The 24,497-nt window shown below is 40.0% G+C and carries 24 protein-coding genes, 11 tRNA genes and 1 pseudogene; 3 read left to right on the forward strand and 33 right to left on the reverse strand.

Annotation, left to right across the window (positions count from 1 at the left end; translation table 11 throughout):
* Positions 1-97 precede the first annotated feature (97 nt).
* The 12 genes from AR328_RS21170 to AR328_RS21225 form a co-directional block, all read right to left on the reverse strand.
* Positions 98-171 (reverse strand) — tRNA-Gly (locus tag AR328_RS21170).
* A gap of 22 nt (positions 172-193) precedes the next feature.
* A tRNA-Pro gene (locus AR328_RS21175) sits at positions 194-270 on the reverse strand.
* Between the two features lie 4 nt (positions 271-274).
* Positions 275-351 (reverse strand) — tRNA-Arg (locus AR328_RS21180).
* Between the two features lie 59 nt (positions 352-410).
* Positions 411-496, reverse strand: a tRNA-Leu gene (locus tag AR328_RS21185).
* 63 nt (positions 497-559) lie between these two features.
* Positions 560-644, reverse strand: a tRNA-Leu gene (locus AR328_RS21190).
* A gap of 53 nt (positions 645-697) precedes the next feature.
* Positions 698-773: transfer RNA gene (locus AR328_RS21195), tRNA-Lys, on the reverse strand.
* A 135-nt stretch (positions 774-908) separates the two neighbouring features.
* Positions 909-983: transfer RNA gene (locus AR328_RS21200), tRNA-Gln, on the reverse strand.
* An 11-nt stretch (positions 984-994) separates the two neighbouring features.
* Positions 995-1,071, reverse strand: a tRNA-Asp gene (locus tag AR328_RS21205).
* 17 nt (positions 1,072-1,088) lie between these two features.
* Positions 1,089-1,160: transfer RNA gene (locus AR328_RS21210), tRNA-Glu, on the reverse strand.
* A 15-nt stretch (positions 1,161-1,175) separates the two neighbouring features.
* Positions 1,176-1,266, reverse strand: a tRNA-Ser gene (locus AR328_RS21215).
* 5 nt (positions 1,267-1,271) lie between these two features.
* Positions 1,272-1,346: transfer RNA gene (locus AR328_RS21220), tRNA-Asn, on the reverse strand.
* 310 nt (positions 1,347-1,656) lie between these two features.
* On the reverse strand, positions 1,657-2,130 hold the full coding sequence (locus AR328_RS21225) for a SprT family protein (protein ID WP_066301663.1): 474 nt from the start codon (positions 2,128-2,130) through the stop codon (positions 1,657-1,659).
* Positions 2,131-2,307: 177 nt separating this feature from the next.
* Between AR328_RS21225 and cmpA the strand changes: the two genes are divergently transcribed.
* A complete protein-coding gene (gene cmpA, locus AR328_RS22730) occupies positions 2,308-2,421 on the forward strand; it encodes a cortex morphogenetic protein CmpA (protein WP_150932668.1) in 114 nt (37 codons plus the stop codon).
* A 70-nt stretch (positions 2,422-2,491) separates the two neighbouring features.
* Here the strand turns inward: cmpA and AR328_RS21230 are convergent, their stop codons facing one another.
* The 9 genes from AR328_RS21230 to acpS form a co-directional block, all read right to left on the reverse strand.
* A complete protein-coding gene (locus tag AR328_RS21230; protein ID WP_156422768.1) occupies positions 2,492-4,687 on the reverse strand; it encodes a Tex family protein in 2,196 nt (731 codons plus the stop codon).
* A 112-nt stretch (positions 4,688-4,799) separates the two neighbouring features.
* Positions 4,800-5,597, reverse strand: a complete 798-nt coding sequence (gene sigB, locus AR328_RS21235; protein ID WP_066301669.1) for an RNA polymerase sigma factor SigB — start codon at positions 5,595-5,597, stop codon at positions 4,800-4,802.
* A complete protein-coding gene (gene rsbW, locus AR328_RS21240; RefSeq protein ID WP_066301672.1) occupies positions 5,575-6,048 on the reverse strand; it encodes an anti-sigma B factor RsbW in 474 nt (157 codons plus the stop codon). The genes sigB and rsbW overlap by 23 nt, the downstream gene beginning before the upstream one ends.
* On the reverse strand, positions 6,032-6,376 hold the full coding sequence (locus AR328_RS21245; RefSeq protein ID WP_066301677.1) for an anti-sigma factor antagonist: 345 nt from the start codon (positions 6,374-6,376) through the stop codon (positions 6,032-6,034). Before AR328_RS21245 ends, rsbW begins: the two co-directional genes overlap by 17 nt.
* A gap of 267 nt (positions 6,377-6,643) precedes the next feature.
* On the reverse strand, positions 6,644-6,994 hold the full coding sequence (ndoA, locus tag AR328_RS21250) for a type II toxin-antitoxin system endoribonuclease NdoA (protein WP_066301680.1): 351 nt from the start codon (positions 6,992-6,994) through the stop codon (positions 6,644-6,646).
* Between the two features lie 4 nt (positions 6,995-6,998).
* Positions 6,999-7,280, reverse strand: a complete 282-nt coding sequence (locus AR328_RS21255) for a CopG family ribbon-helix-helix protein (RefSeq protein ID WP_066301683.1) — start codon at positions 7,278-7,280, stop codon at positions 6,999-7,001.
* Between the two features lie 213 nt (positions 7,281-7,493).
* On the reverse strand, positions 7,494-8,663 hold the full coding sequence (gene alr, locus AR328_RS21260) for an alanine racemase (RefSeq protein WP_066301687.1): 1,170 nt from the start codon (positions 8,661-8,663) through the stop codon (positions 7,494-7,496).
* 132 nt (positions 8,664-8,795) lie between these two features.
* Positions 8,796-9,803: a LolA family protein gene (locus AR328_RS21265; protein WP_066301690.1), complete on the reverse strand. Its 1,008-nt coding sequence runs from the start codon at positions 9,801-9,803 to the stop codon at positions 8,796-8,798.
* A 285-nt stretch (positions 9,804-10,088) separates the two neighbouring features.
* Complete coding sequence (gene acpS / locus AR328_RS21270) at positions 10,089-10,442, reverse strand: holo-ACP synthase (protein ID WP_066301693.1); 354 nt, start codon at positions 10,440-10,442, stop codon at positions 10,089-10,091.
* A gap of 134 nt (positions 10,443-10,576) precedes the next feature.
* Here acpS and AR328_RS21275 point away from each other — a divergent pair, with 134 nt between their 5' ends.
* Positions 10,577-11,296: a rhomboid family intramembrane serine protease gene (locus tag AR328_RS21275; protein ID WP_066301698.1), complete on the forward strand. Its 720-nt coding sequence runs from the start codon at positions 10,577-10,579 to the stop codon at positions 11,294-11,296.
* A 197-nt stretch (positions 11,297-11,493) separates the two neighbouring features.
* Here the strand turns inward: AR328_RS21275 and AR328_RS23625 are convergent.
* From AR328_RS23625 to AR328_RS21290, 3 genes and pseudogenes are all read right to left on the reverse strand, one after another.
* Positions 11,494-12,063: pseudogene (locus AR328_RS23625) on the reverse strand (methyl-accepting chemotaxis protein); the annotation flags it as partial.
* 612 nt (positions 12,064-12,675) lie between these two features.
* Positions 12,676-14,097, reverse strand: a complete 1,422-nt coding sequence (locus AR328_RS21285) for a PH domain-containing protein (protein WP_066301704.1) — start codon at positions 14,095-14,097, stop codon at positions 12,676-12,678.
* Positions 14,090-14,569: a PH domain-containing protein gene (locus tag AR328_RS21290; RefSeq protein WP_066301709.1), complete on the reverse strand. Its 480-nt coding sequence runs from the start codon at positions 14,567-14,569 to the stop codon at positions 14,090-14,092. Before AR328_RS21290 ends, AR328_RS21285 begins: the two co-directional genes overlap by 8 nt.
* Positions 14,570-14,755: 186 nt before the next feature.
* Here AR328_RS21290 and AR328_RS21295 point away from each other — a divergent pair, with 186 nt between their 5' ends.
* A complete protein-coding gene (locus AR328_RS21295) occupies positions 14,756-15,166 on the forward strand; it encodes a VOC family protein (protein WP_066301710.1) in 411 nt (136 codons plus the stop codon).
* Positions 15,167-15,215: 49 nt separating this feature from the next.
* On the opposite strand, the gene AR328_RS21300 is transcribed toward AR328_RS21295, so the two are convergent.
* The 9 genes from AR328_RS21300 to AR328_RS21340 all read right to left on the reverse strand — a co-directional run bounded on the left by AR328_RS21300 (position 15,216) and on the right by AR328_RS21340 (position 24,468).
* Positions 15,216-16,688 (reverse strand): DEAD/DEAH box helicase, encoded by a 1,473-nt coding sequence (locus AR328_RS21300; RefSeq protein ID WP_066301713.1) that lies wholly within the window; start codon positions 16,686-16,688, stop codon positions 15,216-15,218.
* A gap of 197 nt (positions 16,689-16,885) precedes the next feature.
* Positions 16,886-17,584, reverse strand: a complete 699-nt coding sequence (locus AR328_RS21305; RefSeq protein WP_066301716.1) for an alpha/beta hydrolase — start codon at positions 17,582-17,584, stop codon at positions 16,886-16,888.
* Between the two features lie 191 nt (positions 17,585-17,775).
* The gene (locus AR328_RS21310; RefSeq protein ID WP_066301719.1) at positions 17,776-19,149 is read right to left on the reverse strand and encodes a UDP-N-acetylmuramoyl-tripeptide--D-alanyl-D-alanine ligase; all 1,374 of its coding nucleotides are present in this window, start codon (positions 19,147-19,149) and stop codon (positions 17,776-17,778) included.
* A gap of 86 nt (positions 19,150-19,235) precedes the next feature.
* Complete coding sequence (locus tag AR328_RS21315; RefSeq protein WP_066301722.1) at positions 19,236-20,318, reverse strand: D-alanine--D-alanine ligase; 1,083 nt, start codon at positions 20,316-20,318, stop codon at positions 19,236-19,238.
* A 720-nt stretch (positions 20,319-21,038) separates the two neighbouring features.
* Complete coding sequence (locus AR328_RS21320; protein ID WP_066301729.1) at positions 21,039-21,422, reverse strand: VOC family protein; 384 nt, start codon at positions 21,420-21,422, stop codon at positions 21,039-21,041.
* A gap of 645 nt (positions 21,423-22,067) precedes the next feature.
* On the reverse strand, positions 22,068-22,676 hold the full coding sequence (locus AR328_RS21325; RefSeq protein WP_066301731.1) for a histidine phosphatase family protein: 609 nt from the start codon (positions 22,674-22,676) through the stop codon (positions 22,068-22,070).
* Positions 22,670-23,392: an ATP-binding protein gene (locus AR328_RS21330; protein WP_066301733.1), complete on the reverse strand. Its 723-nt coding sequence runs from the start codon at positions 23,390-23,392 to the stop codon at positions 22,670-22,672. The genes AR328_RS21325 and AR328_RS21330 overlap by 7 nt, the downstream gene beginning before the upstream one ends.
* Complete coding sequence (locus AR328_RS21335; protein WP_066301735.1) at positions 23,389-23,883, reverse strand: ECF transporter S component; 495 nt, start codon at positions 23,881-23,883, stop codon at positions 23,389-23,391. The genes AR328_RS21330 and AR328_RS21335 overlap by 4 nt, the downstream gene beginning before the upstream one ends.
* Positions 23,884-24,468 carry a cob(I)yrinic acid a,c-diamide adenosyltransferase gene (locus tag AR328_RS21340; protein ID WP_066301737.1) on the reverse strand — a complete coding sequence of 195 codons (585 nt, stop codon included), beginning with the start codon at positions 24,466-24,468 and terminating at the stop codon, positions 23,884-23,886.
* Positions 24,469-24,497 lie beyond the last annotated feature (29 nt).

Here is a 24,497-nt window from a genome sequence, read left to right on the forward strand (position 1 = left end):
CCAATAAAGTTGAGTTGATTAGCTCATAAATGTCTTTTTGATAAAAAGACTAAAACGTTGACGTTTTTGTTCGTTCAGTTTTCAAAGAACTATCTTCTGGAGCGGGTGAAGGGAATCGAACCCTCATCAACAGCTTGGAAGGCTGTGGTTTTACCACTAAACTACACCCGCAATATTATTTTATTAATCTTAATGGTCGGGAAGACAGGATTCGAACCTGCGACCCCTTGGTCCCAAACCAAGTGCTCTACCAAGCTGAGCTACTTCCCGTTAATGGCGCGCCCGAAAGGAGTCGAACCCATAACCTTCTGATCCGTAGTCAGACGCTCTATCCAATTGAGCTACGGGCGCATTTATTAAAGCAACTTTTATAGTATATCTTGTTTCGCTTCGAATGTCAACAACTTTTTTGGTGCGGCCGAGAGGACTTGAACCTCCACGGGGTTGCCCCCACTAGGCCCTCAACCTAGCGCGTCTGCCATTCCGCCACGACCGCTTTATAAAGAAGTGACAAAAACTATCATAGCAAATATCTAGTTGAAATTCAACTGGTATTTAATGGTGCGGGTGAAGGGAGTCGAACCCCCACGCCTCGCGGCGCCAGATCCTAAGTCTGGTGCGTCTGCCAATTCCGCCACACCCGCATATATCCTAAACAAAAGAAAAATAAATTACTTATCCGACTTTTTGTTTAAGGTGGTGAGCCATGAAGGACTCGAACCTTCGACCCTCTGATTAAAAGTCAGATGCTCTACCGACTGAGCTAATGGCTCGCTATAAAGATGTTTTGTTGTTCTCTATATATTGATTGCAGTCATAAACTTGCTCCAAAGTCCTGCGATCTTTGTCGCAAAAATTTTAAAAAATCATCCAGAGAAGCAATGCTTCGAAGTTGTTTTTTAAAATTTTGGCTGGGCTAGCTGGATTCGAACCAACGCATGTCGCAGTCAAAGTGCGATGCCTTACCGCTTGGCTATAGCCCATTAATTGTATATGGCGGTCCGGACGGGACTCGAACCCGCGACCTCCTGCGTGACAGGCAGGCATTCTAACCAACTGAACTACCGGACCATAATATTTTCTTAAAGTGACCCATACGGGATTCGAACCCGTGTTACCGCCGTGAAAGGGCGGTGTCTTAACCGCTTGACCAATGGGCCATATATAAATATCTCTGGCGGAGAAGGAGGGATTTGAACCCTCGCGCCGCTTACGCGACCTACACCCTTAGCAGGGGCGCCTCTTCAGCCTCTTGAGTACTTCCCCATAAATGGCTCCGCAGGTAGGATTCGAACCTACGACCGTTCGGTTAACAGCCGAATGCTCTACCACTGAGCTACTGCGGATCAGTTTGTATTGTTCCCTACAGTTTGATTAGCTTTGGGAATGTGCTCCAAAGTCCTTCGGTCTTTGTCGCAGATTTTAAAAGTTTGCCAATCAGTGAAGTAATGCTCTGTTGCTGCAATCTTTTAAAATCCTCTACCACTGAGCTACTGCGGAATAGTTTGTTTTGGTCATTAACAAAACACTGTGTTTTCTCACATCATCTTGTCGACTCTTACTATTATAAAAACCTAGCTATTAAAAGTCAAGAAGGTTTTCTAAAAAAAATCTTCTGCTATTTTACATTATAATTATCTATTTTACTTATAGATATTACCCCTGTTTTACTTCTTTAATTTTCTCTAATCTCCCTTTGCACTTTCCGCAAACGTATTTTTGTGTATTAATACTTCTTTTCCGTTCATATAATTGCCCGCAATCTTTGCAAGCATATATGATAATTCTTTTAGGCATGGCCTTTTTTGTGCGTTCTGGCAGAGGCGAGCAAAATCTTGGTGCTCTAACGGCTTTCATTAAATGTCTAAAATCCTGATCTCTGTGTTTGTATCCTCTTCCTTCAATATGAAGGTGATAATGGCATAGCTCATGTTTAATAATTCCGCATAATTCCTCAAACCCGAGCTGATCTAAGTATTTTCTATTTATCTCTATATTATGGGTGTTAAGCATATAACGCCCGCCTGTCGAACGAAGCCTTTCATTAAAAAAAGCCTTATGCCGAAATGGCTTCCCAAAGCTTTGAAGTGAAATGTCCTCAACTAACTTTTGCAGTTCTAAGTCATCCATCCGTTTTTTCCCCTCTAAATAAATGTGAACATGACAACCTATTATAGCATAGGCTATATATACCTTTTCATATAGTAATAAGTTTGATAATCATTTATTTTTTTCATTTAAGAAGTTATTACCCACACTTCTTTATAGATAATTTTAAGTTCGAATTCCTATCGAGGAGGTATTCAGATGCCTGGATGGTTTCAAAATCAAATGCAGAGGGCCTTTTTAGAAAAAGATCGTTCCACTATAAAATTATTAAATCAATGCTGGTTTTTCTACAGAAAAAAACACTGTTCATAGAAGCCTATCTTATTGAGACTGAGCAATCAAAAAGAGCGCCGGGCATTACCTAGCGCTCTAACATCGTAAATTATTCATTTGGAGCAAGCATCGTAAGAGAAACTCTTCCTTTATTTTTATCAACAGAATCGACCCAAACAGTAACAACATCGCCGACAGAAACAACATCTAGTGGGTGTTTAACAAATTGACGGCTTAATTTAGATATGTGAACAAGCCCATCCTGCTTTACTCCGATATCAACAAAAGCGCCGAAGTCCACGACATTGCGAACAGTCCCTTGAAGCTCCATACCTGCATTCAAATCCTCCAGCTGTAGAACATCCTTTTTTAATAGCGGTGTTGGCAAATCATCACGCGGGTCTCTTTCTGGTCTAACAAGCGCATCGATAATATCCTTTAGCGTAAGCTCCCCTATCCCTAATTCAACAGCTATTTCAGCAACATTTAATTTTGAAATTGAATCCTTTAATGCTGCTGAACCTAAGTCGCTTGTTTTAAAACCTTGTTGCTCAAGCAATTTAATAACCTCTGAATAGCTTTCCGGATGGATGCCTGTACGATCGAGCGGTTCCTTTCCATCTATAATTCTTAAGAAACCGATAGCCTGCTCATATGTTTTCGCTCCTAGGCGCGGAATTTTCTTAAGCTGTTTGCGGGTTGAAAATTTCCCTTCTTCCTCCCGCATCTTTACTATATTATTGGCAACAGTCTTTGAAAGCCCTGCAACATATTGGAGCAAGGAAGAAGAAGCTGTATTAACGTTTACACCTACTTGGTTCACAGCCGTTTCTACAACAAATGTTAATGATTCTGATAATCTCTTTTGTGAAACATCATGCTGGTATTGCCCGACTCCAACAGACTTCGGGTCAATTTTCACAAGCTCTGCTAATGGGTCCTGCAGACGACGGGCAATAGAAACTGCACTTCTTTCCTCTACTTGTAAATCCGGGAACTCTTCTCTGGCCAGATCAGAAGCCGAATATACACTGGCTCCCGCTTCATTGACGATAAGATAGTAAACCTCTTCTTTAAGCTCTTTTAAAATATCAGCAACAAACTGTTCAGTCTCTCGTGAAGCAGTTCCGTTTCCAATGGCGATCATTTCCACTTGAAACGTTTGAATGATATCAATAATTTGTGCTTTTGCTTCTCTCGCCTTTGAAACTGGCGGATGCGGATAAATGACTGCGATCTTCAGAACTTTTCCTGTCTCATCTACGACAGCAAGCTTACAGCCGGTCCGATAGGCCGGGTCCACCGCTAGCACAACTTTTCCTTTTAACGGCGGCTGCAGGAGGAGTTTTCGTAAATTCTCTGAAAAAATCATGATGGCCTGTTCTTCCGCTTTTTCCGTTAATTCATTTCTTATTTCTCTTTCAATGGATGGCTGAATTAAACGTTTGTACCCATCCTCATAGGCCTCTTGGACAATGGTCGAAACTTTCGATTTTTCATTTTTGATCCACTTTTTATGTAAGTATTTCAAAATAAAATCAGTATTCGGTTTAAGGCTGATGCGTAAAATTTCTTCCTTCTCACCGCGGTTTAATGCCAATGTACGATGCGGGACGATTTTTGAAATGGGCTCTTCGTACTCATAATACATTTCAAAAACCTTTTTCTCGTCCTTTGCTTCATCCTTCACTGTTGATTCAATCGTTCCGGTTTTTGCCGTTTGCTCGCGAATCCATTTTCTGCTGTCCGCATCATCGGATACCCATTCAGCTATAATATCCTTCGCGCCCGAGATGGCTTCCTCAACGGAATTCACTTCTTTATCTTCTGAGAGGAATTCGTTTGCCTTGTTCTCTGGAGATTCTGTTAACGGAAAGGTTAACATCCATTCTGCAAATGGCTCCAAGCCTTTCTCCTTCGCAACGGTTGCCTTCGTCCGGCGCTTCTGCTTGTAGGGGCGATACAAATCCTCTATTTCCTGCAGTTTCTCTGAAATTTGAATGTTGTTTCTTAATTCATCTGTAAGCTTTCCTTGCTCATCAATTAATCGAATAACTTCCTCTTTTCGCTGTTCAAGATTTTGTATGTAATGCCAGCGCTCCATAATGTCACGAATTTGAACCTCGTCTAAAGCGCCAGTTTGTTCTTTACGATAACGAGCAATAAAGGGGACCGTGTTTCCCTCTTCCAGAAGGCCGATTGTGTGTCTAACTTGTTTAACTGATAACGATTGTTCTGAAGCTATTTTTTCAAAAACTTGATTATTATTTGCGATAGTTGTTTCCAATATTTTACCCCCAGCCATTAAGTCTTGTTTTTCATTTTACCAAACTCTTGATTAAGTTTCATATGGGACCCCGCGTTATCTTCAAAAAAAGAAGCTGCCTAGACAATTAGGCAGCCTCATATCATAAACATTAAGTATTTGTTGATTCTTGGTTGGCTGATTCTGCATGTATTGCTTCCTGCAATTTTTTAATAGCTCGTCTTTGGAGTCTTGAAACGTGCATCTGTGAAATTTGTAATTTTTCACCCGTTTCCTTTTGACTCAAGTTTTCTAAATATGTGTATTGGATGATTTGTTTCTCTCTCTCCGTTAGCACATGCAATGCTTTTTCTAATACAAGCATCTGATTGATCTTTTCATAGCCCTTATCGACCTGACCCACTATATCATGTAAGGTCACAGTTCCGCCTTCTGAATCAGCATCAATCGAATGATCAACGGAAAGCGCATGATAGCTTTTTCCCATTTCAAGGGCTTCTAGAACTTCTTCCTCCTCAATGTCTAAAACTTCCGCAATTTCGTTCATTTTCGGAGACCTTTGGAGTTTAACTGTTAACTCCTCAATCGTTGTTTTGATTTTCGGCCCTAGCTCCTTAATTCGGCGGGGCACATGAACACTCCATGTCTTGTCACGTAAGAATCTCTTGATTTCACCGATAATAGTCGGGACTGCAAATGCCTCAAAATTCTTCCCAAAGGTTTCGTCATATCGGCGTATAGCCCCAAGTAATCCAATTAGCCCTACCTGAGTGATATCTTCATGAAAGGCTTTTCCCCTTGAGTATTTTCGTGCAATCGATTCGACCAAATTCTGATAGTATAACACAAGCGAATTTAGAGCTTCTTCATCTTGGTGCTGCTGATAAGCTTTGATGAGCTGGTTGATCTCATCCTTTGATTTTTGATTAGGTCGAGAGTGCTTTAGCATCCATCTCCACCTGCTCTCCTTCTAGGTATTTGATCATGAATACCGTCACACCCTCTTTATCATGGATTCTAACTTCATCCATTAAAGACTCAATTAAGTATAGCCCTAAACCTCCTTCACGCAAATATTCAATGGATTCTGTCTGTTGATACCGTCCAATCCCTTGCTTGGCGGATAAAAAGTCAAAGCTTTTGCCATTATCGGCAACCATTACTTCCAGCCGGTTTTCGTATAACCCGAAACCGACGACCACTTCCCCTTGTTCTTCCTCTTTATAGGCGTGATGTACAGCATTTGTACAAGCCTCACTTACTGCAATTTTTAAATCTTCAATATCGTCATACACAAACCCCATCCGGCTCGCAATTCCCGATAGGGTAAGCCGAACTACATTCACGAATTCTGCTTTGGCAGGGACTTTAATTTCAATATAATCAAACGATTGATTCATTCTCTTCACCTTCATTCTGGCTGGAAATATCAATAATATTAGCGAGACCAGTCATTTTGAAAAGCCTCAATAAGCGCTCAGATAATCCAACGATCCGAAGCTTGCCATGATTGGAGCTTATATTTTTAAACACACCAACAAATACGCCTAACCCTGTGCTATCTAAGTAGGATACATTAGATAGGTTAATGATCATTTCTATTCCTTCTTTTTCTGAAAGAGGAAAGATTCTCTCTCTTAGCTTTGGTGCAGTAAACGCATCAATCTCACCTTGAACAATCACATTCATTTGATTTCCCTGCTCGTGAATTTGAACTGACATATTCATAACTGACCCACCTTTTTGCATATCAATTGGATATTTACTTCCCTGTTTGCCGAATGAATAAACCTATTTATTTATATTTTTCAAAATGATTAGTTACAGTTTAGCAGAAATAGCGGATGGGTAAAGGTTGGAAAGCCTGTAAAATTAAAAATGGCAAGCATTTTGAATGCTTGCCGCGGGTAGATGTTAATAATGATAAAAATAATTAAAAGACCAATTGTCATACACACAAATAAAAACGCCCTTATGGAAAGAGCGTATTTTGTATTAAAATTCGATGAGCCCTAAGCTAATCTGAACGGCTTCATCCACTTTTTCCATCATTTCGTCATCGAGATGGGTAATTTTATCGGTTAAGCGCTGTTTATCGATTGTTCTAATTTGCTCTAAAAGAATTACCGAATCTCGTTCAAAACCATAGCGCTTCGCATCAATTTCAACATGAGTAGGCAGCTTAGCCTTCTGAATTTGAGCAGTGATTGCAGCAACAATTACTGTGGGACTAAACCGATTCCCGATGTCGTTTTGGATGATCAGCACTGGACGGACGCCACCTTGTTCTGAACCAACAACTGGGGATAGGTCTGCAAAATATACGTCACCACGTTTGACAATCAAGGGATTACCCTCCGCTTACTAGACGTTCAACTGTGTTTTCTGCCTCGAATTCTGCAAGAAATGCTTCAGATGCAATCGTCAAGTTTATTTTCGCCATCTCCATATAACCACGTCTCATGGCCTCACGAATTTGTCTCTTTTTTCGCTCGCGCAAATACATTTTGGTTGCTTGATAAATGAATTCACTCCGATTTACGTTTTCCTGCTTTACAAAGCCATCTAACTCGGTTACAAGATGTTGCGGTAATTTCACCATAATCTCTGTTGTTGCGCTGGACTCAGACACAAACAAACACCTCCACCATCACTACACACCATTTTATATCTACCATTTTTAATATTAACATCAATCCGACCTCATGCAAAGGGGGTTTATCAATTCTTCTCTATTATCCGCCAAAAAATTATTCTTTTATGCATAAAGCTTTGCTTTCATATTGAAGAAATTAATTTATTCCTGATCCCTTTTCAACCGAGGTCAGTTCAATGTCATCACGTTCTAGAGCAGGCTGTTAATTATTTTTGAAACTTGCCCATTTTTCTTGTATACCCTCGGAATTCTTGCACCGATCATACAAGTGATTTCATAATTAATCGTTCCAAGTTTCTTTGCAATGTTATCGGCGGTAATTTTCTCTTTTCCTTGATGTCCAATAAGGGTTACTTCAGTACCAACAGGTAAATCAGATGGCAGCTTAATCATACATTGATCCATGCATATTCTGCCGACAATCGGAGCTCTTTGTCCATCTACAAGTACATCCTGCCCCTGAAGCCTTCGTGTCCATCCATCAGCATACCCAATTGGCAGCGTACCAATCCATTCATCTTCCTGTGCTTCATACGTAGCACCGTAGCTAATCTTCTCCCCTTTTTTCACCTTTTTTACATTCACAACCTTTGAATGAAGAGTAAAGGCAGGTTTTAAAGGAAACGGAAGGATCGGCTCCATTTCAACTGACGGCATTAATCCATACATGGCAATCCCCATTCTGACAGCATTTAAATGCGCTTCCGGAAATTTTAAAGATGCTGCACTATTACTTGTATGAATCAATTCAGGTTTTTTCTTCAGCCATGAAATCATTTCATTAAAGCGTTCCAATTGCATATTGTAATAAGCGGGATCCATTTCATCAGCTGTTGCAAAATGGGTAAAAACCCCTTCTATATGGAAAGCATGACTTTTGGCAACAACAGTCTCAATCTCCTGAAGCTCCTGCCCGCTTCGAATTCCTATTCTCCCCATTCCGGTATCAAGCTTTAAATGGATCGTTAACTTTTGATTGGATCCTACGTAATGCTTTGCTCTTTCAAGCCATTCCAGCTGGAAAACAGTTAATGTGATATTTTGTTCAATGGCAATCTCCGCATCCTCTGGACGGCTTGCACCGAGAACAAGAATCGGTGCTTTAATTCCCTTTTTCCTTAAGGAAAGCGCTTCATCCAGAATGGCCACGGCAATATAGTCAGCACCTGCCTCTAACGCTGCCTTGGCAACCTCCGCATCCCCATGTCCATACCCATTAGCCTTGACAACAGCAAAGATCTTAACATCATCCTGTACATGCTTTCTCAATTCCTCAACATTATATGCAATATGATCTAAATTAATTTCCGCCCAAGTATCTCTATAAAAAGCTGTTTGGCAATCTGCAACTTTGGCCATCTTTTGAACACCCTTTTTTCTTTTTTATATGTCGATTATCGACTCCCTTCGACACCTTTGTCAATTCATTTCCCGAAGTTTCCTGAATATTTCCATATAAAAAAAGGCCCTTATTCAGAGCCCATAAAGAAATTATTTCACTGTACTTTCTTGAACAGACCTTGCAACTTCGACTAGTTCTTTTTCTGTCAGATCATTTGAGGCAATCACATAGTCGACTCCTTGGTACGTCCATTTAATTGTATTATTTGATAGAGCACCTATCGTAAAGCCTAAATCTACCGGCTCACCGCTAACCGTTGTGGAAGAGGAGGCTGGCATAACATTGGCTTTTTCCTGTACGATTGTGAAAGACTTTTCTCCATCATATGTTAGGACAACTCGTTTGCCGTTATCCGTTGTAATGGCCTTCTCATCAACTAAATCAGCACCCGGGAATTCAGAAGGATATTTGACCGAGAACTCTTCGCTGCCGACTTCCGCTAATACAGGAACTGATAGTTGGGCACTAGTCATGTTCTTCTGCATATCAAAATCTTTTTTATCAAAGGCGGCATTAAATTTAACGTCAGTGAATTCAACTTTTACAAGTGTGTTTTTATCCGTGTCCATAACCTTAACACTCACTGGAGCTAAATCAGATTTCTTTAATGTGATTTCTTGGGTAGGAAGCATTTGATTATTTTGATATCTTGTTTTCGTTTCAAAAACGTAATGATCCTTCGTTGCAGTGAATTTAGCCTCTTTATCCTCGACAATATCCTTCACTAAAGACTCATAAAGGTAAGCTTGACTGCTGTTTTGTGGCCAATCGCTTTGAAAACGGAAGCTCTTATTCAGTGCTGGTGTTAGAACAAAGACTCCTTCATCATTGCGCAAAATCATTTGGCTCTGATCTTTTTGGGCATTTTTCAAATTGACACGGTAGTAGGATGGATCTTTATGCCAAACCTCAATCTCATACACCTGTGGTTCAGTTCCCATTTCTAATGTCATTTTCGCGTTTGCCTTGTAACCCTTTATTTCCCCGACTTTCCCATTCAGGTCCTTCACAACATCTTCCTTGGATTTCGTTCCGCAAGCAGACAACGCTAGCACTGCCAATATCCCGATTAGCAGCATTAACCACTTTCTCCTCATTCCTTCAACCCCTTTTGCCTCTATTCAGTGTATTGTCCAGCCACAGCACCTAAGTCATTTTCTCAACAATATCCATCTATCCAGTTGCTTAACAATTCTTTTGCAACTGGAACAAATTTCCTCGTTAATGATCTGACTTAGTTTTGCGCTAATCGTGGAGGAGGTAAAGGATAGACGAAAAAATGAATCCCCTTGTCTAGCCTTGTCTCTCCTATTGCACTATGAATATATGAGACAACCTTCTGGAATATGCTAGGTTGAATGACAAGCTTTTTGCTTTTTTGCTTACACCTTTTCAATGATGACCTGAGCCACGGCATACTCTTTACTATGTGAAATGGATAGATGTACACCCTTATGAATCGGCTTGGACACATATGGCTTGCCCTTTTCATCCTTTTCAATTTCAATATCTAAAAAGGAAAGGCTTCCTCCAATACCTGTCCCCATCGCCTTAGAGAAGGCTTCTTTTGCTGCGAATCTTCCCGCCAAAAACTCTGTCTTTCTTTCTATAGGTAATGTCTGAAATTCAGCGGTTTCTTTCGGTGTTAAAATCCTTTCCGCAAATTTCACTTGCCTTTCAAATATTTTTTTTATTCGATTAAGCTCTACAATATCTATTCCAATTCCAGTAATCATCTTTGATCATCCTTCTATTTCATTTAATATTTGCATAGACAATAATATAAGAATAGTAAGTCTGCGTGTTTTTATATCATGTTCATTTCCATTTTAGGCTATGATGGAGAGAAAGTAGAGAAAAGAGGGGCCTTATGTTTATACGGACGGAAAGCTTTAAAGAGTTTCTGCGATACTATCCAGTAGTTTCAATCATTATCGCCATTCATATTGTACTTTACTTCATATCCGTTTTCCCAATGCTCCCCAATTTTTGGCTTTATGAACATTTCGCCGGGGTAAACCTTTATATTTCAGAAGGGGAATATTGGCGTTTAGTCACACCAATTCTTATGCACGGCGATTTGCCGCACATGCTTTTTAATAGCTTTTCCCTTGTCCTTTTTGGTCCTGCTTTAGAGCGTATGCTAGGAAAGGGAAAGTTCATCTTCGTGTATTTTATAGCTGGGGTGGCCGCGAATGTTGCGACACTCGTTTTGGAACCGTTAACTTATATACATGTTGGTTCAAGCGGAGCCATCTTTGGATTATTCGGATTTTATGCGTCCGTCATTATGTACAGAAAAGATTTAATGTCAAAGGCAAATTCTCAACTCATATTGACGATCACCATCATCGCCTTGATTATGACGTTTTTGCAGCCAAATATCAATGTAACGGCCCATTTATTCGGGCTGCTAGCTGGCTTTCTGCTGGGTTTAGCCTTGCTGCCGCATAAGCAAAGACCAAACATAAGATTCAACTTTAACTCGGGAAAAAAACATGCAGCATCCTTCAAAGAGGTATCGGCTCCAAAATTAATCATATGGTGCGGAATTATCATTTTGGCGATATTAGGGTTATTGTTTAGGTGAATGTGGGATTGCTGGCTGAAAAAAAAAGGGATGTCCTGACGAAGTTGAAGTAAAAAGGTAATCGAATTCTTCAGGTTGAGGAAATTTGTGGACTGTGGTTCCGTTATTGGCACTCTTCTCTTTTTAAAGTAGTGAAGTAAATGAACGCTCAGACTGAACTGAGCGTTCTTGTTTGTAAATGGGGTATTCGAATGTATCTATTCATTATCTTCGTTAAGCACCTTGCCCCAATTGCTTAATTCTGCAACCTGTCTAATGCCGCCTTCTAATTTCTCATCAACTATACTTGCGTCATTAATATGATTAATAATCATTTCGTTCGCTTGTTCAATAAGATCCTTTGTTTCTGCTAATTCACTCATCACATCATTTGAATATTCTCTTTGCTCTTCGATTGTGCCAATAACATCTTTCACCTCAGATTGGACATTATTAAATACTGTTAAAATATAATTGATTTTACTCGTCGTGTCGGTACTTAGCTGAATCCCATTTTCGATAAGCCCTGTGCTCATCTTTGTCGATTGCAGAGAGTCCTCAATATCCTTTTGGATATTCTGTGTCAGGACGCTTATATTATGAGTGCTTTCCGCTGTATTTTCAGCAAGCTTTCTTACCTCTTCAGCGACAACAGCAAACCCCTTGCCATGTTCCCCCGCTCTTGCAGCTTCAATGGAAGCGTTAAGCGCCAATAAATTCGTTTGATCAGCAATTTCCTTTATCACTTTGACGATCATCTCAATTTCTTTCGATCTTTCATTTAACTGATTCATTTTAACTGATGTTTCATGCAGCTGGTCGCCGAGTTTGGCAATGAGGCCCTCTACTTTACTAACAGAATCCCTTCCCTCTTCTGAGATTTTCACCATATCTACAGTGGATTCAAATAAATTCTGGCCTTTTTCGTGAAGGCCAAGGGATTTATCATAGGACATCTCACTAATAACGTTTACTTTATCAAACCGTTCATTTATTTTTCCGACTAATTCGCCCAAGACATCGTGCTGCCCATTAACCTTCTCGTGCTGTTCGATGGCAATGGTTAATTCACTATTAAATCCCTCAATAAAATCATTAAGATAATCCTCATTTTGCTGTGCCTTTTCAAAAATAACCTTCAAGCGATTTTTTAATTCTATATTTTCTTCTGTCAATTGAATATTTCTTTTCTTAGTCGTAAACAAATAAATTCCCCTCCCTGAGTCACATTATCCAATTCGACCACCTTCAATAGAACGCCTTTCAACCTTCCCCTCAATAAACCCGAATTGGGTAAGGCTCACTCGATAGAGGGTTAAGTACCATAAAGAAAACTAGTCCATTATTACTATCGGTTTAAATTCTAAATTTTTAAATACGAAAAGCGCCGAACAGGCGCTTTATTTCGAATACGAATACCACTTATAAATATCGTTTATATCCTGTTTCTCTAAATCGACAACCGTACCGCCTGTGCCGCCTGAACCAGACATAACTACTGCAGTAACCGTCCCAAGCTCTTTCCCCCTCTGAAAATAGCTTTCTTTTATATTTAAGGACTGAATTCGATTTCTTTTCATAAAAACGGTTGTTTTATTTACTGCACGATATCTTAATATTAACTGTGATTCATCCATTCCCCAGCCAGCATCTTTATACTTAACAAATGCCCAAGCAATGGATAGGAGAACGAACAACAGAGCCAAATACCCCCAAGGTCTGAAAAAGATAACCGGTACTGCTGCGACCGGTAAGCTATACAGAAGCCCTCTAAACAAATACCGTTTTAATGCCCGGCTCGGTGCAGATTCGATAACAGACTCAAATGAATAATCATTTAAATATGGAGTTAAAATGTTGGCAATGCGTTCTTTTTTGATAATTGGAAGTATCATGACTCGCGCACTTTCCTGATCAATTGCAGACCCGCCCGCGCTTTCTAAAAATACGGTGCCAAATCCGAGAGGCTGTCTAATTAAATTCTCGGATATCCGAATGGCTTGAATTCGGTGCAAAGGAATCGTAATCTGACGCTTCTCTAAAAGGCCTCTCGTTATGATAAGATCCTCCCCAACGTTCTTAACGGAAAAACCAGCATACTTGACCATAGTCCCTACTAACGCAGCCACCCATGCAATCAAAAACCCAATAAACACTAGAATGCTTATAAAAAGTATCCCGTTTGAAATCACATCCGCCAACCCTTTAAACAATCTTTCATAAGGGATCATTTCTTCAAATTGGAAAACGAAAGCAAAACACGCTGAAAAAACAACACCGACTCCTCCAGAGGTAGACGCCATAAGCAGGAGTTCGCCCGGGGTAATTTTATAAAGTATCTTCTCTTGATTGTCTTCAACAGACACCTCATCATCCATTTCGTTTTTTGCGGAAAAAAGAATGTGCTGAATTTGATTTGCCTCATCTTTTGAAATGGCGGTTAACACTGCTTCGGCTTCTCCTTTGCTTCCCGAGCCGGCCGTTTCCACCTTCACTCTTACAAGTCCAAATGGGCGATGCAAGATCCCTTCCGATAAATCAAGACTCTGAATGCGATCAAATGGGATATACCTTTTCTTTCGAACAAATACACCGTACTCGATCCTGAGCTCTCCCTCTTCTAGCCGGTACGTGAATCTCAGCCAGGATATGATTCCAGAGATTAGGATGAAAGCGATAATAACAACTGAAATAATAAGTTGAATACTCCCATCCCTGCTTCCAAATACAACAAAAACAAGAAATGGAATAATTAAATCTTTCAATTGCTTTAAAAAATTAACAATGGCCGAAATAGGATGAAGTCTTTTAGGCTCAGACATCTTCATCAGCCACCCTTGCCAGCTTAGAAATAAAAAATCTCAGCTCCTCCGCCTCATCCATATCCAAAGCCGGAATTTCATGTACAGTCGCAGCGGTGGAAATGGCCACAGTGGCTAAACGGTATTTTCGCAAAATCGGTCCTTGCCGGGTATCAACATGCTGAACTCTAATCATCGGTACGAGAGTCCTTTTTATGATGAATACTCCATGCTGAAGCTCGATTTCATTTTCCCTTACCTCATACCGCCAACGCTTCCATCTCAAAGTAGGGATGAGCATAATCACTAAATACATATCGATTGCAAATAAGATAAGGGCAATGGCAATAATCCACATTGGCCAATTAAATATGATGGTAAGAGCGATTACTCCTCCCGCTAGCAATAATGAAAAAAATGAATGAATTGCACCTGAAATCCTCCAGACTGTTAACCCTCTTTCAGATATCATTCTTTGCGGTTCTAAAACCATATGGTACCTCCTAAACTTGAGCTAAGTATCATTAAGTTCATAGTACTAAATAGGATTCAAAATCTAAACTGATCTTGCTTGAAATTAATAATTTTCTATTTTGCCGAACATTTGTTCTTTACCTTTGATTAAACACTCTTTATAATGGGAACTATGGTATTGGACAATATTTAGGGAGTGACATTTATGAAAGGTCAAGCTACACCTTATTTATCATTCAACGGAAATGCACGGGAAGCACTGGAATATTATAAAGAGGTATTCGAAGGTGAAATTTTAAATTTACAAACGTTTGGCGATGCGGATTACCCAACTCCACCAAAAGCTGACAACCGAATCATGCACGCACAATTTAAAAGAGATGATTTATTCTTTATGGCATCTGATTCCTTTTCAGATGGCGATATTCAAACTGGCAATCATATTTCGTTAGTTCTTGAGTTCGAATCAGAAGATGAAATCCAGAGGGTTTATGACCACTTAAGTAATAAAGGTACGGTTTTAATGGAGCTTCAAGATACATTTTGGGGAGCGAAATATGCAAAAGTGAAGGATCCTTATGGAATCGTGTGGGATTTAAACATGACAAAAGCTTAATCCTTAATGAATGAATAGAAAAAAGAAGAGAGCATTGCTCTCTTCTAACTTAACGGGAATTATTAGAATTGCCTCGATTGCTGCCATTATTGCTGTAGCGTTTTCCTGATGATCCTTGGCGAGATCTTACTGGTGCGCTCTGTCTTCCTCTTTGGCCTCCGTAAGATTTACTGCGGTCGTCTTGTCTGCGGTCCCTTTTTGCAGGCATTGGCTTTTCTTCCGTTAACTTAACAGGAGTTGTGTCAGGTTCCTTCGTCAACATTTTGAGTACGGCCTGTACAATAATCGTTGCATCCTGCTGCTCTAGTAATTCTTCCGCTGCCTGCTTATAGTATTGAAGGTTATTCGAATCCACTGATTGCAGAATACGCTCTACAACTGCTTTTTGCTGTCCTTCAAGAGCCTCATCTAATGTTGGCGGCTTCATTTTTTCCATTTTTCTTTTTGTTGTTCTTTCAACGACCTGTAAGTAAGACTTTTCTCTTGGCGTAATAAAGGTCATTGCCACTCCTGACTTCCCAGCACGTCCTGTACGTCCAATTCGGTGTACATAGCTTTCAGGGTCCTGCGGAATATCAAAGTTATAAACATGCGTGACACCGGAGATATCTAATCCGCGGGCTGCCACATCAGTCGCAACAAGAACATCAATTGAGCCCTCTTTAAATTTCCTTAGAACAGAGATGCGTTTCGCCTGGCTTAAGTCCCCGTGAATACCTTCAGCGTTATAGCCTCTTAGGTTTAAAGCTTCGGCAAGCTCATCGACACGGCGTTTTGTACGTCCGAACACGATCGCAAGCTCAGGAGATTGAATATCAAGCAGTCTTGTCAAAATATCAAATTTGCTTCTTTCTTGTACTTCCAGATAATATTGTTCAATTAAAGGAACGGTTACCTCTTTTGTTTTCACGCGAACGATCTGCGGATCCTTCATAAACCGTTCAGCCATTCTTTGAATTGGAGGCGGCATCGTAGCTGAGAACAACAACGTTTGGCGCTCCACAGGAATTTGAGCAAGAATCGCTTCAATGTCCTCAATAAAGCCCATATTTAGCATTTCATCTGCTTCATCTAGAATAGCTGTTTGAACATTTTCAAGACGCAATGTTTTACGGTTAATATGATCCAATATTCGTCCAGGCGTTCCTACAATGATATGAGGGCGGTTTTTTAAAGCGCGGATTTGACGATTAATATCCTGACCGCCATAAATGGCTAGTACCCTCGTTCTTTTTCCATAGCCGATTTTGTATAATTCTTCAGATACCTGAATCGCTAGCTCACGAGTAGGGGCAATAATGATTCCTTGGATAACATCTTTTTCATAATCTATTTTATCAATCATTGGTATTCCAAACGCAGCTGTTTTTCCAGTACCCGTTTGTGCTTGTCCGATTAAATCTTTATTTTCTAAGCTTAAAGGGATCGTTTGCGCTTGAATGGGTGTGGCTTCTTCAAATCCCATTCGCTTCAGGGATTTCATCGTTGCAGGGCTAATTCCCAGATCTTGAAACTTTGTCACTGTTTTCTCTCCTTCTAAAAAAAACTAATCTAAGTTCTGTATATATTCACATCCAATTAATCCTACTTGAAAGTGAAAAAAGACATTCCCCAATAGGAGTATGTCCAGGTTTCATCAGAAGTTCCTTTTGGCACTTTGTAAATAATTTTATCATTTTATAAAGGTGTTTGCAATGAATGCAAAAAAGAGAACCCTTATTAAGCAGGTTCCCTCTTCAATAGAAACTGATAAATTTCGGAAAAAAGATTCTCTCTTTCGTCACAATGGCAAATGAGATGTTTTGACTCTTTAAGATAGATAAGCTTTTTCACCGAAGTCCCAATCCTGTGGTATAAATATTGTGCACTCTTTGGCGGAACAACCCCATCACATTCTCCTTGGGCGATAAGGGTTGGAATTTCAATTTTTCCTAAAATCGGTCTGATTGCTGCCACAAGTCTTCGAAATTGGAGTGTAGCCGTAATAGGTGTAGCTAATATTTTTCTTTTATATCTCATAAACATTTCATTTTCTGTTAATCTGCCCCGAAAAGCGTCTTTTGCCATTTCACCAATATCTAAGAGCAGCTGCTTAGGATTTACATAATAGGCCGCTGCACTAAGTAACACGAGCTTTGTCACCGGATAGTGAACAGCTAAGTAACTCGCAATCAGACCGCCCATTGAAAATCCAATAACATACACAGTTTCACACTTTTCAATAAGCTGCCGCAATTCCTGTTCAGCATGTTCGATCCAATTTTTATATTCAATCCCTTTTAAGCTTAACGTATCTCCATGACCTGGAAGTGTCGGAACTGCAATTTCCCAATTCGTCCGTTTCTTTAAGTAGGATACAAGCGGCTCTACTTCAAAAGGTGCTCCCGTAAAGCCATGAATACATAAACATCCAATCACAAAAATCACCACCAGCCTAAATGTAGATTAATCATATTTTACACCTTTTTCTCGGAGCCATGCTGATTTTTGCTTTGGCAAATATTAATGTAAAAACAACAAATAAAAAAGGAAAATCCCATTTCAACTGAAACGGAATTTCCCTTTTATAGTAATGCTGCACATCGGTCAGGAATTAAAGTTTTCTCCCACTATTGAAGTGCCGCAACAATATCTTCAAGCTGCATGCCTCTTGACGCCTTTACTAATACAATCGTTTCCTTATCAACGAGCTGTTCAAGTTTTTCAATGAGAGGCTGTTTTTCAGCAAATGCGAAAATCCGTTCAGCAGGCAATTGCGTTTTGGCACCTTCTGCTATCCATTCTGCTAGCTTCCCATACGTAAAGACATAGCCGATTTTTTCAGGGTCAATGGATTCACCCATTTTTAAATGAAACTCCTTTTCTTGTGGCCCTAATTCGAGCATATCGCCAAGAACAAGAATTTTATTTTTGTACCCTGGCAGATGGGTAAGGAGTTCGATCGCTGCATGCATGGAGGTTGGGCTCGCATTATATGCATCATTGATTATTTTTTCGCCTTTTTTGCCTTGTAGAAGCTCGGTTCTCATATTTGTTAGCTTGAGGCCCGCAAATCCTTCATTCATTTTTTCAAAAGGAATACCGAAGTGACTGGCAACTGTCATCGCCGCTAGAGCATTTAGGACATTATGTGATCCAAGGACTGGGAGCTTAAAGTCTATATCCGAAACATTTGTTTTAAAAGTGCTTCCAGTATCATTTTGTTCTATATTTACTGGATATATATCATTCCTGCCGCTTCTTCCAAAAGTGCTAATTGTATAATTACCCTTATTGTCAGATAGCTTTTCATCTAACAAAGGTTCATCCCCATAATAAGTAATGATTCCATTTTCCAGCAGTCCATTAATAATTTCCAGCTTCGCTTCTGCTATTCCCTCTCTTGATCCAAGATCGAGTAAGTGAGACTCACCAATATTCGTAATAATCGCAGCCTCAGGCTCAGCTAAACGAGTTAGAAAATCGATTTCCCCTCTGCTGCTCATCCCCATCTCAAGAACGGCAATCTCTGTATCATGATCTAAAGCAAGGATCGTTAATGGCAGACCAATTTCATTATTAAAATTGCCTTCTGTTTTTTGGACTTTATATTGGATTGACAGCAGATTAGCCGTCATGTCTTTTGTTGTTGTTTTCCCATTGCTGCCCGTTACCCCAACAATGCGGACGCCGAGCATATGCCGGTAATTTCTTGCAAGCTCTTGTAAAGCCAATAGTGTATTTTCTACTAGTAAAACCGGCAAATGTAATGGCGGATTCGGTACATCCTTTTGCCACAAGGCTGCGGCTGCACCCTTTTTAATAGCATCCTCGACAAATCGATGACCATCTTGATTCTCACCTTTAAAAGGGACAAATAAATTGCCAGGCTGTATTTTCCTCGTATCAATACTTACACCGCTAATGATGGTATTCTGAAAACTAGAGATTTCATTTTCTAACTTGATCATCTCGGAAATTTCTTTAACAGTTTTTGTTATCATCGGTTACCTCCAAATAGACTGCGAAAATCCATTCAAACACATAAGAAACACGGCAAATCGCCGTGCCCCTATACGCTCTCGCCTATTTATTCCATCGTATATTTAATATGCTGTTTTTCCTCATGTCTTTCAATAGCCAAATTTACAAGACGCTCGATAAGCTGAGGATAGGCAACGCCTGTATGTTTCCAAAGAAGCGGGAACATGCTAAATGGTGTAAATCCAGGCATTGTATTGACCTCGTTAATATACCATTTCCCTTCCCTTGTCAAAAAGAAGTCCGCCCTTACAAGCCCGGAGCAATCTAATGCTTTAAATGCCCTGATTGCCATTTCCTTTAGCGCGTTGTACTCAGCATCTGTAATTTCTGCAGGAATAATAAGAGCTGTATTTCCATCTTCGTATTTAGCCTTATAATCATAGAATTCTTTCTTCGGCACAATTTCACCAGCAACCGAGCATTCAGGATCATCATTTCCAAGGATGCCTGCTTCAATTTCTCTTGCTGTCACGCCCTCTTCGATAATGATCTTACGGTCAAACTGGAAAGCTTCAGCAAATGCTTTTTCAAGTTCCGACCTGTTCGTACACTTACTGATACCGACACTTGAGCCTAGGTTGGCCGGCTTAACAAAGCATGGATAGCCTATTTTCTGTTCAACCTTTTGATAAGCATCCTCATGTGATTTTTCCCATTCTCTTCGAATAAACCAGACATATTTAACTTGAGGAAGCCCCGCTTGGGCAAAAATATTTTTCATGATTACCTTATCCATTCCTGCCGAAGAGGAGAGGACACCATTTCCTACATAAGGAAGATTGAGAAGCTCAAGCAGCCCTTGAACTGTCCCATCCTCTCCATTTGGTCCATGCAATAGAGGGAATATAACATCCAATGAACTCTTTTCATCTTCTGCAGCCTTAAACAATGCAGGAGCTAGAGCAGTTGGAGGCAGTGCATCCAAGTTGGAAAACGCCAGCTCCTTCACATTTGTAACAGGTCCTGTTAACTGTGGTCCTTTATTCCACCCGCCATCTTTTGATATATATATAGGATAAACTTCAAACTTCTCTTGATCCAAAGCCTTTAAGACAGCCATAGCTGTTTGCATAGAAACTTCATGTTCAGCAGATTTTCCGCCGTATAATAGTCCAACTTTCGTTTTCATAAATAATGTGAACCTCCATTCTCAATCACTTTCCTATTTTACCACTTAGTGAATTAAGAAAGGGAGTGATTAAGTTGTGATTTATTGAGGAATATTTTCCAAACATTCGCCCATTACTTTATATGTATGTAAAAACATCATGTGTGGAAACTAAATTTTGTTTTTACAAGCTTAACACAGTTAATTTTATCTTAAAAAAGAATGACAAAAAACTATTTTATTATTTCAATTTAATTAAAAATAGTTTATTTAATAATGGAATTTCTGTATTTTTTATAAGATAGTAATTCCTTCTTATCAAAAAAACAGACCCCTTTTACTGGATCTGTACCATGATTCTTTCTCTTTGCTTAAAGGTTGCTACATTTTGGGCGCCACCTGTGGAATTGGCTGACAAACCAGTGCAATTGGCTGACAAACAATCAAATTTGGCTGATAATTTTGTATTTTCTTTAGAATAATTGAACATTGGCAAATAATGTGCAATACCATAAAACGGGAAAAGTGCCGGCACTTCATTAACCGTCTAAACTCGTTGTCCAGCAAGGCTTTTCTCGATCTAATTAAACGTTTGATTAGTTTTAATTAAACGTTTGTTTAGTTTTAATTAAACGTTTGTTTAGTTTTAATCAAACGTTTAATTAAATGGCCTCCGCATCAGGTATGCCAAGCGTTTTAAGGGTACATATCAATTAAACATTACCAATTCTCAAGCCTTTTTTACTCCATCGGCGAACAAATCTCAATATAGTGCCCATCAGGATCCGCCACATATGCAACCTTCTGCCCCCAAGGCTTCTCGACCAGTTCCATTAAAATTGGAACCCCTTCCTCTCGAAGATTTTCAATAACCTCCTCTACATCCTCCGTTACAAAGCCAAGTTCAAAGGTTTGTTCCTGTCTAATGCCGTTTGGGATTGGAAGACTTGTAACTTCACGTCCTCCTTCTCTTGTGTTAAAAGAAAGAACCGTTGATCCTGTATTAAATTCGATGTAGGTTCCAAATTCATTCCTTAGCTCTAAACCTAAAAGGTTTTCATAAAAATGTCTTGTCTTCTCAAGGTTTTCAACATATAAAATGACATACCCTAACTTTAGATTCATGAATTCACCTCTAATTTTATTTTCTTTATTAACTTTTCTTTTCGGATCGAGCCTATGAACACTTCATGGTGAGCGTTTTCTCATGCTGTTATTCAAAACAAGCTTCATGAACACTCCATAGTGAGCGATTTCTTCTGGTAACATACAAAACGAACGTCATGAACATTTCATAGTGAGTGTTTTCTTCTGGAGACATACAAAACGAGCTTCATGAACACTTCATAGTGAGCGTTTTCTTCTGGTGACATACAAAACGAGCTTCATGAACCCTTCATAGTAAGTGTTTTCTCCTAGGAACATTCTAAACATGCTTCATGAACACTTCATAGTGAGCGTTTTCTTCTGGTAACATACAAAACGAGCTTCATGAACGCTTAATAGTAAGTGTTTTCTCCTAGGAACATTCTAAACATGCTTCATGAACACTTCATAGTGAGTGTTTTCTCCTAGGAACATTCTAAACATGCTTCATGAACACTTCATAGTGAGTGTTTTCTTCTGGAGGCATACATAACGAACGTCATGAACCCTACATAGTAAGGGTTTCTCCTAGAAACATTCAAAACGAGTTTCATGAACCTAGAATGATGAAATAATTCGCCCTTTTTTTGCTAATAAAAAACCAGACCCGCTAAAAAAGCAAGTCTAGCCACAATGCGCTATACAGCCTTCCAAGATTAATTCCATTTTTCCATCCCGCATTTTAATCTTAGTAAGACTCGTTCCATGGATGAAAGGGGGGTTCCAGATTTCTTCAATTGGTGCATTTCTGCATAAAAGATAAAGTGCTTTGATCACGACTCCATGTGTAACAATGAGGACATTTCCAGAGGGAGTGGCTTTCTCTAGTTCTAATAAAAACTCAAGTAGCCGCTCTTTCACATCAGAAAAGCTCTCTCCACCGACACTTTCATACAAAGCCGGCAAATTCCAATAGGCATGAAACAAATCTGGATACTCCTTCTCAATATCCGCTTCCACTTTCCCCTGCCAATCTCCTAAATGGATCTCCATCAATCTTTCATCGGTTTCCACAGCTGCTGCTCTTTCCACAACAACTTGCTTAGCCGTTTCTAATGTCCGATTGCTTGGAGAAGAAATAATCCGCACGAATTTTGTATCCTTTAGTCTTTCTCCCAATGATCGCGCGTCTTTCTTGCCCTTTTCTGTCAAATCAGAATCTAGCCGACCCTGCATTCTTTTTTGCGTATTCCATTCCGTTTCCCCGTGTCTAATCACAAATAAATTTAACATTTGATCACTTCTACTTTATGAAAATATGGACCAGCCGCCGCCATGACTTCTTCCTTTTTCTCTCGGCCAAAAACAGCCAGGAAGCACGTAGATGGTCCCGAAGACTTTTTCACATCTACATCGGCAACTATCTCAGTCTCCCCGAATGTACGATTCACAAACAATTGGTTCATCTCATAGAGAACTCCCTTCGAGCCAACGGGTAAAAGAAAAACGTCCTCTAATAAACAAAATTGCTTAAATAAAGATATAGGAGCGACTTCCGCTTCTGACTCGACAACCTCATTTCCAACCAATGGCTTCCCAATGACCGCAACCACCGTCTCATCTGAAAACTTCAAACTATGACCAACAGCATCGGTTTTCACCTTTCCAAGAACAGTTAACCCCGTCGCCGACTGTACGAGCGAAAAATTACTTTCCGTACTCCCATTAATCTGAAACCCCTCTAAACCGAGTTCTTCAATCCCTCGATTAATTCCGTCCATTAATGCGTTCCAAGCATGTTCGCCAGAAAAATTCTGCACCGTAACAGCAAAGGGCTTACCCCTTGCTGCCATACACTCCATAACCGCTACTCGGAAGCTATAATAAGCAACCGTTTCATAAGGAACTTGGACTTCATCCATCTCCTTTAATCCAATTCCTCCGCTATTATCACTAGCAATAACAAGGGATTCTACCCCATTAAAAGGGATGATCAGCACATCCCTCATTGATTTGTTCTCACTCTAGAAAGGATAGGCTCAACCAATCGGGCTAGTCTCGGAATGAGAATGAAGGCAAGGATAGTATTTAAGGCGGAGCCAATTAAAAGAGACGGCACAATAGTCAAATAAAATGCTTCACTAATCAAAAACGTAAACGGAAGCGGTGCAGCAAATGAATTTCCAAGAATAAAGAATACACCGGCTTGCCACTTCATCCCTTTACGGTACAGAACGGCGAAAACATAGGCTAAGATAGCCATCTCAACGGCGACAATCCCATGAAGCGGTCCCATCGGCATCCCGCCTAGTAAAGCAGACAGCAGATGGCCCATAGCCCCAACGACAGCACCCGAAGGACCGCCTAATATGGCCGCGGCAAGCAGCGCAGGAAAAGCATCTAATCCCACACTGCCGATAATCGCAGGAACTTTAATGGCAGCACCAATGGCCGTCAAGGCCACTAATAATGCAATTAAAGCCATTTTCATGCTTTTCATTTACTTATCCTCCTTGCGTTTCCCTTCACGAAAAACCTTCGCACTGCGGATATATTCAACATCCTTTTCATTCAAGCGGAAGTTGATGACCCTCGCCAGCGCAAAGAAATAATCTGATAATCTATTCAAATACTGCTGGGCTGCCTCTGGAATTTCAGGGTCTGCCTTTTTTAAAGAAACGACTAATCTCTCCGCTCTCCTCGTTACCGTCCGGGCAATATGGATCGATGCTGCGGCAGGTGTTCCCCCTGGTAAAATAAATCTCTCTAACTTAGGTGCCTCTTCAGTTAATTCGTCTATTTTTTTCTCCAAGTAATCAACCGATTCCTTTTGCAGCTTCAGTTCACGATTTTTCATCACATTTGCTAAATCGCCGCCACAGTCAAATAATTCATGCTGGATTTTTTCCAAGTCATCTAAAATATCTTTAAATTTGACTTGGTCAAGCTGTGCCATTGCCTGACCAACAAAACAGTTCACTTCATCAACCGTTCCATATGCTTCAACCCGAATATCATCTTTATCCACTCTTCCGCCGATAATGCTTGTTTTCCCTTTATCACCTGTACGCGTATAAATTCTCATTTTCACTGCCCCTTTATTAATGATATTGT

This window comes from Bacillus sp. FJAT-29937, assembly GCF_001509555.1.
Classification (GTDB): domain Bacteria; phylum Bacillota; class Bacilli; order Bacillales; family Cytobacillaceae; genus Cytobacillus.